At 60.2% G+C, this 13,773-nt stretch carries 16 protein-coding genes; 4 read left to right on the forward strand and 12 right to left on the reverse strand.

Annotated features, from left to right (window positions below; all coding sequences use genetic code 11):
• Window positions 1–4 precede the first annotated feature (4 nt).
• From AO388_RS15685 to AO388_RS15715, 7 genes are read right to left on the reverse strand one after another with little or no spacing between them, the layout of a single operon-like run.
• Window positions 5–1,372, reverse strand: a complete 1,368-nt coding sequence (locus AO388_RS15685; RefSeq protein WP_058416706.1) for an ATP-binding protein — start codon at window positions 1,370–1,372, stop codon at window positions 5–7.
• Window positions 1,369–2,031, reverse strand: a complete 663-nt coding sequence (locus tag AO388_RS15690; RefSeq protein WP_003393295.1) for a response regulator — start codon at window positions 2,029–2,031, stop codon at window positions 1,369–1,371. Before AO388_RS15690 ends, AO388_RS15685 begins: the two co-directional genes overlap by 4 nt.
• A 10-nt stretch (window positions 2,032–2,041) precedes the next feature.
• On the reverse strand, window positions 2,042–2,683 hold the full coding sequence (locus tag AO388_RS15695) for a tetratricopeptide repeat protein (RefSeq protein WP_003431073.1): 642 nt from the start codon (window positions 2,681–2,683) through the stop codon (window positions 2,042–2,044).
• On the reverse strand, window positions 2,680–3,489 hold the full coding sequence (locus AO388_RS15700; protein WP_058416707.1) for an SDR family oxidoreductase: 810 nt from the start codon (window positions 3,487–3,489) through the stop codon (window positions 2,680–2,682). Before AO388_RS15700 ends, AO388_RS15695 begins: the two co-directional genes overlap by 4 nt.
• Window positions 3,476–4,165 (reverse strand): TenA family transcriptional regulator, encoded by a 690-nt coding sequence (locus AO388_RS15705; RefSeq protein WP_024663476.1) that lies wholly within the window; start codon window positions 4,163–4,165, stop codon window positions 3,476–3,478. Before AO388_RS15705 ends, AO388_RS15700 begins: the two co-directional genes overlap by 14 nt.
• Window positions 4,162–5,643 carry an AMP-binding protein gene (locus tag AO388_RS15710; protein ID WP_058416708.1) on the reverse strand — a complete coding sequence of 494 codons (1,482 nt, stop codon included), beginning with the start codon at window positions 5,641–5,643 and terminating at the stop codon, window positions 4,162–4,164. Before AO388_RS15710 ends, AO388_RS15705 begins: the two co-directional genes overlap by 4 nt.
• Window positions 5,633–6,310, reverse strand: coding sequence for a thermostable hemolysin (locus AO388_RS15715; protein WP_003363386.1), 678 nt, complete (start codon window positions 6,308–6,310; stop codon window positions 5,633–5,635). The genes AO388_RS15710 and AO388_RS15715 overlap by 11 nt, the downstream gene beginning before the upstream one ends.
• 288 nt (window positions 6,311–6,598) lie before the next feature.
• On the opposite strand from AO388_RS15715, the gene AO388_RS15720 reads away from it, so the two are divergent.
• Window positions 6,599–7,936 carry a DEAD/DEAH box helicase gene (locus AO388_RS15720; protein ID WP_003431067.1) on the forward strand — a complete coding sequence of 446 codons (1,338 nt, stop codon included), beginning with the start codon at window positions 6,599–6,601 and terminating at the stop codon, window positions 7,934–7,936.
• A 183-nt stretch (window positions 7,937–8,119) separates the two neighbouring features.
• Window positions 8,120–8,422 (forward strand): hypothetical protein, encoded by a 303-nt coding sequence (locus tag AO388_RS15725; RefSeq protein WP_003349651.1) that lies wholly within the window; start codon window positions 8,120–8,122, stop codon window positions 8,420–8,422.
• Window positions 8,423–8,676: 254 nt separating this feature from the next.
• Here AO388_RS15725 and AO388_RS15730 read toward each other — a convergent pair whose 3' ends face one another.
• From AO388_RS15730 to AO388_RS15745, 4 genes are all read right to left on the reverse strand, one after another.
• On the reverse strand, window positions 8,677–9,540 hold the full coding sequence (locus AO388_RS15730; RefSeq protein WP_003363382.1) for a DUF6279 family lipoprotein: 864 nt from the start codon (window positions 9,538–9,540) through the stop codon (window positions 8,677–8,679).
• 69 nt (window positions 9,541–9,609) lie between these two features.
• Window positions 9,610–10,338, reverse strand: coding sequence for a TorF family putative porin (locus AO388_RS15735; protein ID WP_003363380.1), 729 nt, complete (start codon window positions 10,336–10,338; stop codon window positions 9,610–9,612).
• Window positions 10,339–10,482: 144 nt separating this feature from the next.
• Entirely contained in the window at window positions 10,483–10,995 is a 513-nt protein-coding gene (locus AO388_RS15740; RefSeq protein WP_003363378.1) for a hypothetical protein, read from the reverse strand.
• A 167-nt stretch (window positions 10,996–11,162) separates the two neighbouring features.
• Complete coding sequence (locus AO388_RS15745) at window positions 11,163–11,351, reverse strand: hypothetical protein (protein WP_002554403.1); 189 nt, start codon at window positions 11,349–11,351, stop codon at window positions 11,163–11,165.
• 306 nt (window positions 11,352–11,657) lie between these two features.
• Here AO388_RS15745 and AO388_RS15750 point away from each other — a divergent pair, with 306 nt between their 5' ends.
• The gene (locus AO388_RS15750; RefSeq protein ID WP_058416709.1) at window positions 11,658–12,494 is read left to right on the forward strand and encodes a CvfB family protein; all 837 of its coding nucleotides are present in this window, start codon (window positions 11,658–11,660) and stop codon (window positions 12,492–12,494) included.
• A gap of 69 nt (window positions 12,495–12,563) precedes the next feature.
• On the opposite strand, the gene AO388_RS15755 is transcribed toward AO388_RS15750, so the two are convergent.
• Window positions 12,564–13,196 (reverse strand): DsbA family oxidoreductase, encoded by a 633-nt coding sequence (locus AO388_RS15755; protein ID WP_024663706.1) that lies wholly within the window; start codon window positions 13,194–13,196, stop codon window positions 12,564–12,566.
• A 144-nt stretch (window positions 13,197–13,340) separates the two neighbouring features.
• On the opposite strand from AO388_RS15755, the gene AO388_RS15760 reads away from it, so the two are divergent.
• Window positions 13,341–13,742 carry a DUF2177 family protein gene (locus AO388_RS15760; protein ID WP_003363373.1) on the forward strand — a complete coding sequence of 134 codons (402 nt, stop codon included), beginning with the start codon at window positions 13,341–13,343 and terminating at the stop codon, window positions 13,740–13,742.
• The last annotated feature ends 31 nt before the right edge of the window (window positions 13,743–13,773 follow it).

The following is a 13,773-nucleotide window of genomic DNA, read 5'->3' on the forward strand; positions in this document are numbered from 1 at the left end:
ATATTCAGAGCAGCGGCGCCTGCAGACTGGCCCTGAGCCCACCCTGCGGACGATTGTCGAGGCTCACGTTGCCACCCATCAATAGCGCGACTTTCTGCACGATGGCCAGTCCCAGACCCACGCCTTGATCGTTGCCACGGCTGTAGAACGGCTCGAACAAGCGCTCGCGCTCCTGCTCGTCGATACCGGGGCCCTGATCGTCGACGTTGAGCCGGAAGCAATGCTCACTGAACGTCAGCCCCACCGTGACCTGGCCACCTTCGGGTGAGAAGTTGACGGCATTGGTGATCAGGTTGTGCAAGGCAATGTCCAGCGCGGGGAAGTCGACCATGACTTCGCGGCTGACTTCAGTGCATTCAAAGGACAGCTCCAGATGCTTGCTCAGCACCCACGGCGTCAGCTGCACCAGACTGTCGCGCACGGCGCTGACCAGATCCACCGTTACCTTGCCCGCTGGCGAAGGGCCGGGCTCCAGGCGCGCAATGGTCAGTAACTGGTTGACCAGCCGCGTAGTACGGTCCACGCCGATGATCAGGTAGCCCAGCGACTGTTGCCGCTGCTCTTCGTTGTGCGCTTCCAGGACGTTTTGCGCGTGCACCCGCAGGACCGCCAGAGGCGTGCGCATTTCGTGGGCCGCATCGGCAATGAAGCGTCGCTCGCGTTTGAGCAGGTCCTGAATCTGCCCCAGCAGGCGGTTCAGGGCGGCCTGCATGGGCTCCAGTTCAGCGGGCAGGGCGTTGAGTTGCAGAGGGTGCAGAGAGCCGGCGTTACGGCCACGCAGGGTATTGGCGAAATCGGCCAGTGGCCTCAGCCCCCAGCGGATCGCCAGCCAGATGGCGATCATCAGCACCAGACTGCCGATCAGGTTCGGCAAGACCGTGTGACGCACAATGCGGTTGACCAGATCCGAGCGCACGTCATCGCGCTCACCGACCCAGACCAGCAGCCCGTGCTGTTGGTCCCTGAGCACGAAGGCTCGCCATTGATGGCCGGTCATGTCATTGAAATCACTGAACCCGGTGCTCTGTGGCGGATGAGTGAAGGTCGGTGCGCTGGCGGTGTGTACCAGCGAATTGTTGTCCTTGTCCCAGACCTGAAAGGCGATCTTGCCCTCGTAAGGATGGCCGTCCACACGCGGTTCGGCCTGGGCGAGCGCCTGATTGAAGGCCTGATAGAGCTGCGCGTGCTCCTTGCGCTCCATGGGCATGCGCATCACGCCTTCCAGCAGTCTTGCGTTCTGCGCCAGCTGGGCATCGTAGATTTCTGCGATTTCGTGATTGCTGTCATGCACGTTGAAGAGCGTCAGGACCAGAAGACCACTCAGCAGCAGGCCGATGATCAGTGTCAGTGTGCGGCGGCGTATCGACTTCAAGAACGCTCCTCCACCAGGTAACCCACGCCTCGAATGGTACGGATCAGGGTGCTGGAAAACTTTTTGCGCAGATGATGAATGTGCACTTCAAGGGTGTTGCTTTCGGCCTCTTCGTTCCAGCCATAGAGCAGCTGCATCAGCCGTTCGCGGGTCATGACCCTGCCTGGTGGCGAGAGCAATTCATACAGCAATTGGTATTCCTTGGGCGTCAGCGCAACTGCAGCATCGTGATAGCTGACCTGTTGCGTGCTGGGGTCCAGACGGATGCCGTTGTGTTCGATCAGCACCTTGGCGCGCCCGGCACTCCGGCGTAGCAGGGCGCGCAAGCGGGCTTTCAGCTCGGACACATCGAAGGGTTTGACCAGGTAATCGTCAGCGCCACTGTCCAGGCCGATAATCCGGTCTTCGGTGGCGTCGCGTGCGGTCAGGATCATGACCGGCAGCGTCGAGCCGCTGTGACGCAGTCGACGCAACACTTCAAAGCCGCTCAGCGTCGGCAGGCCGACGTCGAGAATGGCCAGATCGAAGCTCTCGCTGAGCAGGGCATGCAGGGCGCTGCTGCCGTCCTTGATCCAGTCAACGGTGTAGCCTTCCCGGCTGAGTGCCTGCTGAATGCCTTCGCCCAGTGCAACGTCGTCTTCGATAAGCAGCAGACGCATGGTGTCTCCGTCAGTTGAGCTTCTTGTTCACGCTGGCGAGCAGCGACTGAATGTCTTTCCTGCGCCCGGCGTCGGCCTCTTCACGGCCCGGACGGGGGGGTGCCTGCAACGCTTTGTTCAGGGCTTGCTGTGCTTGAGCATAGTTGCCTTGATCGAACTGATGTTGCGCCGAGAAAAATAGCGTATCTATGCCGTTCGGGTTGATTTTCAACGCCTGCTCCAGCAATTGCCCGGCCTTGGCCGAGTCGCCGAAGCCTATCGGCCAGCCGGGGACTTTGTCATACAGCGCTGCCAGGCTGGTGTAGGCTGAGCCCTGCAAGGCATTGGCGTCGAGGGTCATGGCCTTTTCCAGGTCGGCCTTTGCCTGTTTGGCTTTGCCCAGCGCGCCAAGGCCGCCTTGTGCCCCGGCCCAACTGCTGGTGACGATACCCGACCAGATCCACGCTTCTGCTGCGTCGGGACGATCCTGAGTGAAGGCCGTGGTTTGCGTGGCCAGCTTCTCGAATGCGTCGACACGCTGCTTCTCGGGCAGGCCGTACTGAATATGCGCCCATTCTTTCTGGATACCGGCCAGACGTTGCTGGTCGGGTGCATCGAGTGCCCAGAGCGGCAGGCTGATCAGGCTCATGACGACGAAAGCGATTCTTTTCATGGTATGTGCTTCTCTTGCGCAATGGGTGAACTGTGGTGGCGGATCAACGGGAGATGCTTGCGCAGGCCGCGGTCCACGAGGGTCGGCAACAGGCTGTTGAGCCTGACGAAAAAACGCTCCGGCCACCCCAGGTAAAGCTCTCTGCGGTTACCTGCAATGGCTTGGAGCACCGCCTGGGCGACGTCTTGCGGGTCGTCGACTGCCGAGCTCAGCGCGTCGTTCAGTGCCTGTGCTGCGGCGCTGTTCATGTTGGTCCTGGTGGCACGCGGGGCGACGTACAGTACGCCCACCCGGGTGTCGGCCAGCTCGCGACGCAGCGCTTCGGAAAACCCTCGCAACGCAAACTTGCTGGCGCAGTAGGTGGCATACCCGGCATGGCCGATGGAGCCGTAGGTAGAACCGACGTTGACCACCATGGCTTCGCTGGCCTGCTTGAGCACCGGCAGCATCAGGCTGGTCAACTGGATCGGTGCATGCACGTTGAGGGTCAGCATGGAATCGATTTCGCTGGCTGACAGCTGCTCGAGCATCGCGAAATGGTTGGTGCCCGCCGCATTGATCAGCAGGTTGACGCCAGGCACGGCGCCAACCGCACGGACTACTTGCTGACGACCCTGTGCCGTGCACAGGTCCGCCTCGACCCAGTGCAGGTTGGCCGGGTAGAACTCGAGCAACTGACGCAGCGGATGCACGTGCCGCGACACTGCCAGCACCTTGGCGCCCTGGCTGCACAGTGCCTCGGCGATTGCCAGACCGATGCCGCCGCTGGCACCGGTGAGAACGACGTGCGCGTCAGGCAGCCGCATGATCGGACCCCTTGTGCACGGTCAGCGCAGCGCCCGGCAACTCGCGAAACATCTCGGTGTACAGGCGGTAAACCATGCGCGATGCATGAATCACGGCCTGTTGATCGTCCGGATCATCGACCTTGTCCATCAGTTTTCGGAAGGTTTCCATGTGGCCGATGTCCAGGCTGCCGTGAGAGCTCAGGTAACTGAACGCTTCTGGCCCAAGGCCGAGCCCTTTGCGCATGCTGTCTGCTGCGTGCGTAGCCAGGGCAATGCTGGTGCCTTCCAGCACATTGACCATGCCGAACAGGCCCACCGGGTTGCCACGTGCGATCAGGTCGTAAAGGTAGGCGACCATCAGTTCGATAGGCGCGCCGGGTTGGCCGTTTTCCACGGCGTCAGCCTGACCGCCGCAGGCACGCAGGTCGTTGAGTACCCACTTTTCATGCCCGTATTCGTCCTCGATGTACTCACAGACGGCCGCGCGCAGCCATTCCATGCGCGACGGCAGCCTCGCGCCGCAAGCCATCATCAACGGCACGGTATGGCGCACGTGGTAGTAGGCCTGAGTCAGAAACGCCCGGTAACTTTCCAGGCTGACCTGGCCGGCCATTGCCTGGCGGATGATCGGCAGATTGAACAGGGTTTCGCGTTGTTCCTGGGTCGCATCCTGCAGGGTCTGAAAAAAGCTCATGACAAGGCACCTTGGGTCAGGTTGGAGGGCGTGAAAAGGGTTTGGTAGCGTTCAAGAATGGCCTCGCGGCGAGGCCGGCCATTCGCGGTGGACAAGCCGTTTGCCGGGCTGAAAGGCTCGTCGAGACGGGTCCAGCTCGTGACGCGGGCGTAGTCGGGCAGCGCCTGATTGGCCCGGTTGACGGCTTCGTCGATCTGCAGGTCAGTGGTGCCGGGGCGCGATGGCCAGAGCAGGGCGTGGTTGGACGGCAGAGCCTCGCCATACACGAACGCCTGGGCAATGCAGAGGCTCTGGGTCAGTTCGGCTTCGATCCATTCCGGATTGACGTTGCGTCCGAAGCTGGTCACGAACTGATGTTTCTTGCGGCCTTTCAAGTACAGGTAGCCGTCAGCATCGAGCTCACCCAGATCGCCGGTAGGCCACCAGGCCGGTGCGGGTGTCGTGTCGCCCAGATAGCCGAGCATCGGGCTGCCGGCCACCAGCACTTCGCCGTCAGCCGCCAGCCGTAGCCAGATGTGCGGCAGTGGGCGACCGACACTGCCGGCACGCTGCGCGTCCGGTCGATTGAGGGTGATGACCGAGGCGCACTCCGACAGGCCATAGCCCTCGAAGACCGGCAGGCCCGCCGCTTGAGCGCGTGACAGCAGATCAAGGCTGACGCGTGCGCCACCGACTGCGGCGAAGCTCAGCATCGACGCATCGAACGCGCCCGCTTCGCAGGCCGTCACCAGCAGCAACAACAATTGCGGAACCAGAATCATGCTGTCCGGGCGGCGCTGCTGTAAAAACATCAGCAGACGCGACGCATCGACGCCACTGGCACCCTGGATACCCAGGTCCTGCTGGCTAGGCAGGCTGATGCGTGCGCCGGCATACAAGGCCGCGTAGCAGCCAATGTTTTCCAGCAGGATCGCCAGCGGCAACAGGCTCAGATGATGCACGGGGTGTACCGACTGACTGGCTTCATGAAGCCCTCGAGCTACCCTGAGGATGCTGTCGGCGCTCAGGCACACGCCCTTGGGGGTGCCCGTGGTGCCCGACGTGAAGGTCAGTTTGGCGGTGCCCGCCGGCATGTACGGTTGCTCGGCAGCGCGGCGTTGCCAGAGTGCGCCGTGTTGCCTGTAATCAGAGGCCTGCAGCTCTTGGGCGAAGATCGATCCGGTAATCACCGTGTCCGCCTGGCTTCGTTCCAGGCAGTGTTGTCGTTGAGCGGCGCTGAAGAACGGCGGCAGCGCCACGCAGCTCAGGCCTTCGAACAGCACGGCCAGGTCCCAGAGCAGGGCGTCGGGGCTGTTGTCCAGCAGCAGCGCCACGATCCGCGCATTGGCGACGCGCAATTGTTCGCGGCGCTGCGTAACCTCTTCGATCAGTGCGGCGTAATCCAGCGTCCGGTCTTCGCCTTGCAGGGCGATCGCCCGGGGCTGCTCATCGGCCAGCGTCTGCAGTCTTTGCCAAAAGGCTTCACGTTCATGCGACATGGCAATCAGGCTCCAGTGTCTGTGGCAGTCCAAAGCGCTCGAAGATGCCCATGCTGCTCAGGTGCAGAAAACCGGCACGGATGTCGCCGACATGCACGCTGGGCCGTGAGTCGTAATACGAGCCCCAGGTGTGACGTTCTTCACCCAGGCGTGCCGGATCGGCAGTGCACAGCGTGACCGGATTCAGGCCCAGACGATTGAAGCTGTTGACCAGCGCCGCATTGCCGGTAAAGGCGACCCATTCGAAACCGCCCATCGCCAGCAACCAGGTCACTGTGATGATGCTCAGCCGGGCGCTGCCCAGGCTGCTGGCCGCCAGGTTGCCGACTTCGACAATGCCCTGGCGCTCGATCAGTCGCCCTGCTGCAGCGTTGACCTGCTGTTCGATGGGCGCATCCAGATAGTTCTCCAGAAACAATGTGCCGGCGCTGGCGTGACGAATGCCGGCAACCGCACACAGCGCGCCGCTGCCGTCCTGAAGCCCGAAAAGCTCCGGCATGAATTGCCTGACGTCGGCGTTATGGGCCTTGCGAAATTGTTGCTGAACGAACCGTTCCAGAGGCTCACGCGGCTGTTCATGCGCCAAGGCGCGGAAGAGGGTCAGGGTGGGGGCCCCGGCATTGCCAAAACTCAGCGGTAGACGAATGTTCGAATCGATATCAGGCATTGGCGAGGCTCCTCCCCCGGTCAGCGAGTAGGGTGGAGTATCGAAGCGCTTTCTTAACCGAATCTGAAGGTAGAAAAAGAAATCACGACCTTCGGTTTTTTGCGCGCAAGAGGGGGGAAAGAGAGGCACGAGGCGCGGGTTTGCGGCGTTGCCCGGCAAACTTGCGAATGGCCTTTATGCGCCCGTTGGTAAACAAAATCGGCCTTTGTTGGTAAAGAAACTCGGCCCCGGCGCTCGAAACCGTTACGCTATGCGGCTGTATTTTTGTTTTTCGTCGAGGTAGCACCCGTGTTTTCCGAATTCGCCCTGCACGAACGCCTGCTCAAAGCTGTGGCCGAGCTTAAATTTGTCGAGCCTACGCCCGTGCAGGCGGCCGCCATTCCGCTCGCACTGCAAGGGCGCGACCTGCGGGTGACTGCGCAAACCGGTAGCGGCAAGACCGCCGCATTTGTGCTGCCGATCCTCAACCGTCTGATCGGTCCGGCCAAGGTTCGCGTCGACATCCGTGCGGTGATCCTGCTGCCTACCCGTGAGCTGGCTCAGCAGACGCTCAAGGAAGTCGAGCGCTTCTCGCAGTTCACATTCGTCAAGGCCGGTTTGATCACCGGTGGCGAGGACTTCAAGGTTCAGGCCGCGATGCTGCGCAAGGTGCCGGACATTCTGATCGGCACGCCGGGTCGTTTGCTGGAGCAGTTGAACGCAGGCAATCTGGACCTCAAGCACGTTGAAGTGCTGGTACTGGACGAAGCCGACCGCATGCTGGACATGGGCTTCTCCGAAGACGTCGAGCGTCTGGCCGGCGAATGTGCCGGTCGTGAGCAGACCATGCTGTTCTCGGCGACCACCGGCGGCGCTGGCCTGCGGGAAATGATCGGCAAGGTGCTCAAAGATCCACAGCACCTGCAAGTGAACAGCGTCAGCGAACTGGCTTCCGGCACACGCCACCAGATCATCACTGCCGACCACAATGTGCACAAAGAGCAGGTCCTCAACTGGCTGCTGGCCAACGAGACTTACCAGAAAGCCATTATCTTCACCAATACCAAGGCTATGGCCGACCGTCTGTATGGCCGTCTGGTGGCGCTGGAATACAAGGCGTTCGTGCTGCACGGCGACAAGGACCAGAAGGACCGCAAGGCGGCCATCGACCGTCTCAAGCAAGGCGGCGCGAAAGTCATGGTCGCCACCGATGTGGCGGCTCGCGGCCTTGATGTCGAAGGTCTGGACATGGTGATCAACTTCGACATGCCACGCAGCGGCGATGACTACGTCCACCGCGTCGGGCGTACCGGTCGCGCAGGCAGCGACGGTCTGGCGATCTCGTTGATCTGTCATGGCGACTGGAACCTGATGTCGAGCGTGGAGCGCTACCTCAAGCAGAGCTTCGAGCGTCGCGTCATCAAGGAAGTCAAAGGCACCTACGGCGGGCCGAAGAAGGTCAAGGCCTCCGGCAAGGCAGTAGGCGTCAAGAAGAAAAAGACCGACGCGAAGGGCGACAAGAAGAAGGTCGCGGCCAAAGGGCCGACCAAACGCAAGACGGTCAACCGTCCCAAGTCCGACCTGGTCAGCCAGGACGGCATGGCCCCGCTGAAAAAACGCAGCACCCCGGCTCCGGCTGCCGAGTGATTGCCGTGATCGCTCCCGAGCATTCGGGAGCGATCGACCTCTTTGCAGTACTGACAACGCCTCGTCACACCGTCCGCCAGCTTCTCTGAACCGTCACACACCTCGCGGGTCACACCCTTGAGTCACATGCCCGTGGCTGGAGGTCATGGGTGATCATTCCATGCTGGACGGAGGTTTAGAAAAATGACTTATAACTGGGACCTTATCGAGCGTTTGTTGCACGATGTGCAGAACAACGGCACCCCATCGACATCCACTGAATTCGAGACACTGCTGAATCGCAGCTACATCGAACCGCGTCCTCGCGAGGAAGGCGGAGATGGCTCGACGTACATGCTGACAAAGCGCGGCGCAAGTCTGCTGGCTTTGATCGACAGCAGCATTCCGGGGAATGATCACCCCCGTCAGGTGCTCAATGAGCAGGCCGGCGACCCCCTTGACCCCGCGCTCTTCGACACCATCGCCAAAAAGCCGCAGATCGCCTGAAACCGCTGACACTGCACATGCCGATTCTGAGGACGCAGAGCGTCCGGAACGGCATACCCACGCAGAGCATGGGTACGATAGTCATCGTTGTGCTGAAATGACCATCGTTCCTCACGCTCCAGCGTGGGAATGCATTGGGTGACGCTCTGCGTCACGATCCTGCGCCGCGCACTCAAGGCAGAACGCAGAGCGTCCGGAACGGCATGCCCACTTCAGAGCATGGGCACGATAGTCATGGTGATAGGGCTAGCGGACTACTTCTGCGACTTCAGGCAATCCAGGTCGGTGAAGTCCTTGCGCATGTCGGCGATGCGGCTCAGCAGTTTGGCGCGCTGTTCCGGGGTGCTCAGGGCGGTGATGTCGACGATCAGCGATATCGCGGCCTTCTCGGTCTGGTCGTAGGCCTTGCGGTATTCAGGGGTCCAGAACGTCTCGCGGTCCTGCAGCAGCGCGGCGATGCGTTGCGGGAAGTCACTGGCCTGACGCTGCTGGACCGTGGCCAGGAACAGGTTCTGCCAGCGCGTACGGTTTTCAATCCACGCCTTGTTCTGCTCGCCCAGTGATGCAGACCATACCTGAATGCGGTCCTTCTGCGCCTGATTGAGCTTGCCGACCCACGGTGTCACGCGTTTTTCCATCCGGTCGGCACGCTCTGCAATCTGGCGCTCCAGTGGCTGGTCGAGGTACTTGTTTTCGCGCTTGCGCTGGTCCTTGGCGAACGACTCCTGCATCTCCTGCACTTGCTTGTCGTCAAAGCGCGACAGCAACTCCACGGCAGACGGGGTGATTTCCTTCGAGATCTTGGCGATCGCCTCTTTGGCTTCGCTGGTACGGGCTTGCAGCCCTTCGTAAGTCACCTGGTCGGTCTTGACCATGTCTTCAAGCTTGTCCAGCCAGGTCAGGTATTCCGGCAGCTGGGTGCTGCAGTGCCAGCTCAAATGCTGTTTGAGGCGCACGTCCAGCCAGCTTTTCTGTTCCGAATTCATGTCCAGGTAGTCGCTGAGCGTCCACGGAATGATCACGTCGAGGTTGCGATACGCCAGTCCTACCTGATTGCATCCTGCGAGCAGTGCAACGGTCATCAACAGCGTGACGAATGCTTTGAATAAAGACTGCATGACATCTCCTTGGCGTACTGACGTGCAGTAGAGGAGTGTAGCGTCTGGCAGTTCAACCGGTTTGGGCCTTTAAAAGAATGAACGCACCGCTTTGAGCGTGAACGTCCCTTCACAGCGCGCGTTGTGGCCGCTGTAGACGCTGCAATCGCCGCCGCTCAGGCTTGAGCCACTGTAGATGAGGTTCATGTCGATGCCCAGCCAGGGGCGTGACAGGTTCAGCGACCAGTCGTTGAAGCCGTTGATCAATCCGCCGTCGGCTGAGGACTGCGGGGTATCGAACTGGTGATTGGCGTACTGCATGCGCACTCCGACCCCCAGTTGCTCGATGGCACCCAGATCAACGAATACCGTGCTGTCGCGGCTGCCGACATCGTTGCTGAAGGCCGCGCCGATGCGGCTGTTGAGCATGCGCAGACCGGCATAGAACTCGTGGCTGTCGATCTGGCTGGTGTCGGGGTAACTGTAACGAATCATCCCCAGCTCGTAGCCAAGGGTGTTATCGAACGGCTTCTTGAAGCCCATGTAGGAATCAAGCTCCATCCCGGTATCGGAGGTCAGGCCCATGTCGGGCGCCCATTGTCCGAAATAGAAACCGCTCTCGTGGGTCAGGTCCAGGCCGCCATGAAAGGAGCCGGAACCGCCGGTGGGCGTCACCAGACCCTGGGCCATGCTGCGCGTAGGCGTGGTGGCGAGTTTCAGGTCGAAATCGCCCAGATCCCGCTCCAGAACCTGGGCAGAGACGGACTGACAAACAAGCATGGCGCTGAAAGACAGCACATGTAAGCGATGGCTGAGCATGGCTCACTCCTTGATCTGCGAGGAGTGTGGTCAGGGATGGCGTATCGAAAATGGCTCAGGAGCCGACACAAGCCGCGAGCTAGAGCCTCGCAAGCATACCGTCGAAATCAGCTGAGGGCGGACCGTTCGTCGATCCGTTGTGTGTCAGTTGGCCGCAGTGGTGCGTGCAGACGGAATGATCAGCCCGCGAATCACCACCAGCGCCTGCTCGAACGACGGGTAGCCGCTCTTGGCGACGTCCAGTTGGGCGTATTCGGCCTGGTAACGTTCAGCAAGTTTTGGGTCGCTGACACTCAGTTGCTGGGAGAGCAGGGCAATGGCCAACGGATGCTTGTGTTTCGCAGCGGTTTGCAGCAAATCGATGATCTGCTTTTGGTCGGCCTGCTGGCGAATCAGCAACACGGCCTGATAGAACTCGGCTTCGCCCGACGCGTCGTCAAGTGCGGCACGACGCAGCATGGCTTCGGCCAGCTCATAGTTTTCGCGGTTGTCTTCGCTGATCAGCAGTTTGGCCTGCAGCATGTCGTTCTGATAAAGCAGGTGCTCCGCCCGGCAAGGGCTGTCGGTGAGCTGACTGTCGTTAGGGCCGTTTTCGCAGTGGTGCGACGCGCAGCCGCCAAGGTAGACAAGTGCACCGAAAAGCATCCAGTTCTTCATTCGAGCATTCCACAAAGAAGATAACGTCCAGAGCGTGATCCAGCTCGTGGTCATAGTGATATCAGAGGAGAGAGTAGCAGCGTGACCGGAAGAATATCCAGCGAAGGATGGTCAATCTAGCGCCTTGAGCGTCAAGGCGCATAGAGATCGACAGGCAGAGCGCGGTTTTACTTTTTACCGAGATTGATCTGCTTGGACGGTGCGAAGGTCTGGCCACTCACGCCTTTGGCAATTTGCTGGATTTCACCGCCGGACTTCAGGAAAGCTGCAATCTGCGCGTTGATCGAGTCGCTCGTTTCAACGGCTGGGGCGGGTTTGGCTTTCGAGTGGGATGCTTTGATACGCATGGCTGCCATTTACCTTCATAAACGTAATACGGCCAGCCAGAGTACAGGAAACGCTTGATTATTGCTTGGCGAATGTGGCAATCGCCCGAGCCGAGCCTGTACTCGTCGGCTTGGTGGATTTGTCTGACACAGCGCTAACCGACTGTTTTCAGATATAAAATTTCGATGAGAGGCCGCGCCGCTGCGCATCAGGGCAGGCCGCTGAGCACCCGGGAAACTGACGAGTGGAGGCTGTGCCGACACCTTCTGCCACGCAACGCGAACCCGGACTCAAAGTCGGGTAGAATGCCGCCCACGTAATGAGGGTATCTGGAAATGGCTTTAATCGGGCGCTACAACAGCTTGCAAATCGTCAAGCACACGAACTTCGGTCTGTATCTGGACGGCGCGCAGGACGGTGAAATCCTTCTGCCCAATCGGTACATCCCCAAGGACGTTCCTACGGAAGATGAAGACTGGCTCAATGTGTTCGTCTATCTGGACAGCGAAGACAAGCTGCTCGCCACCACTGAAAAACCCAAGGTGCAGGTCGGTGAGTTCGCCAGCCTGAAGGTGGTTGAAGTCAACAGCATCGGTGTGTTCCTCGACTGGGGCCTGCCCAAGGACCTGTTGCTGCCGTACTCCGAAGAGAAGCGCACCTTGCAGGCCGGTGATTACTGCGTGGTTCACGTCTACCTCGACAAGCACACACGGCGTATTACCGCCACTGCGCGTCTGGACCGCTACCTGGACAAGACCCCCGTCAACTACAGCGTGGGGCAGGAAGTCGATCTGCTGGTGGCTGAAGCCACCGACATGGGCTTCAAGGCGATCATCAACAACAAGCACTGGGGCCTGATTCACAAGAACGAAGTGTTCAAGTTCATGCGCGCCGGCAAGCAGGAAAAAGGCTACATCAAGGAAATCCGCAGCGACGGCAATATCAGCCTGAGCCTGCAGCCCGTCGGTGCAGAGGCTGCCAGCAGCCTGAATTCGAAGATTCTCGCCAAGTTGCGCGAGAACGACGGCACGCTGCCGGTCAGCGATAAAAGTGATCCGCAGGTCATCAGCGGTCTGTTTGGCGTCAGCAAGGGCAACTTCAAAAAGGCCATTGGTGCGTTGTACAAGCAGGGCCAGATCGTGATTCACGCCGACCGTATCGAGTTGGTCTGATACGGCATCGCAGCCTGGGTGCACGTGAGGTCATCGATGTGAGCTGCAATCGACGCAGCTCGCGGCACCTCAAGCCCAGGTGGCGAGCGCGTCTATTTCCTGGCTCAAGCGATCGAATGGCAAGGTGCCGTTGAATACCCGGGCGTCTTCCAGCGCCTCGTCACTGCGTCGCAGCAGGACGACTGGCACAGCCCTCAGCCCAAGTTTCTGCGCCAATTGCTGGTCGTCCATCACGTCCTTTTCGAAGTGGCCGGCGTTAAGTGCCTGCTCCATCGCTTGCCGATCCAGCCCGGTGGAGGTGGCGAGGTCGAGCAGCGTGTGCGTCTCGCCGATATCCAGCCCCTTTTCGAAGAACGCCCGGTAAGCCTCTTTGTGAAACGCCTCAAAACCTCCTGCATTCCTGGCAAACGCCGCGGCTTCCAGAACCTTGCGGCTGCGCGGCTGGACGCTGGGCATCTTCATCATCACCTGACGCCTGTCGGCCATCGGCAGTACTGACCGAGACCAGGTTTCACGCAGGTAATCGGCACTCGGGTCGAGCAGTGCCAGCGGGTCAGGACGCAGTTCAAAGGCATGCCAATTGAATTCGAGCCGTTCACCGTAGGTTTGCTGAAGCTGTTCCAGGACGGCCAGTTGCAGGTAGCAGAACGGGCAGACGTAGTCGCTCCAGACATCTATTTTCAGGGGACCAACAGTGTTCATGTGCTTGAAACTCCATAACGCTAGTTAACACTGACTCCCTTAACCTTTTAAAAGTCCTGAAGGTGGATGGATCAATGTCTACCTTTGGTCGGTCATACCCTCAAGCGGGCTTTCCCGGCCCTGGAACTTCATCAAGGACGCGCCATGAAAAAAATACTGATCGCTTACTTCGGCACATTACTGGCGTTTCTGATCCTCGACGGAGTGTGGCTGGGCGTTTTGATGGGGCCGACCTACCGTGAATGGCTTGGACCGATGATGCTCGATACGCCGGTCTTGGGACCTGCCATCGCGTTTTATCTGCTGTACGGAGCGGGGGTGGTGTTTTTCGGCGTCATGCCTGCGCTCAGAGCGCAACGACTGAGCCACGCGACATTGTGCAGCGGTCTGCTGGGGCTGATTGCCTACGGCACCTATGACCTGACCAACTGGGCCACCTTGCAGGGCTGGCCTGCGCAGCTGGCGCTGGTCGATCATGCGTGGGGCACGGTGGTGTCAGCGCTGGCCGGTACGGCGGGCTATCTGGCGGTACGTCGATTCGCCTGAAGCGGCGGTGTGCCGGAATGAGCGTTGCCGG

Source organism: Pseudomonas sp. ICMP 10191 (assembly GCF_001467335.1).
In the GTDB taxonomy this organism is placed as follows: domain Bacteria; phylum Pseudomonadota; class Gammaproteobacteria; order Pseudomonadales; family Pseudomonadaceae; genus Aquipseudomonas; species Aquipseudomonas cerasi.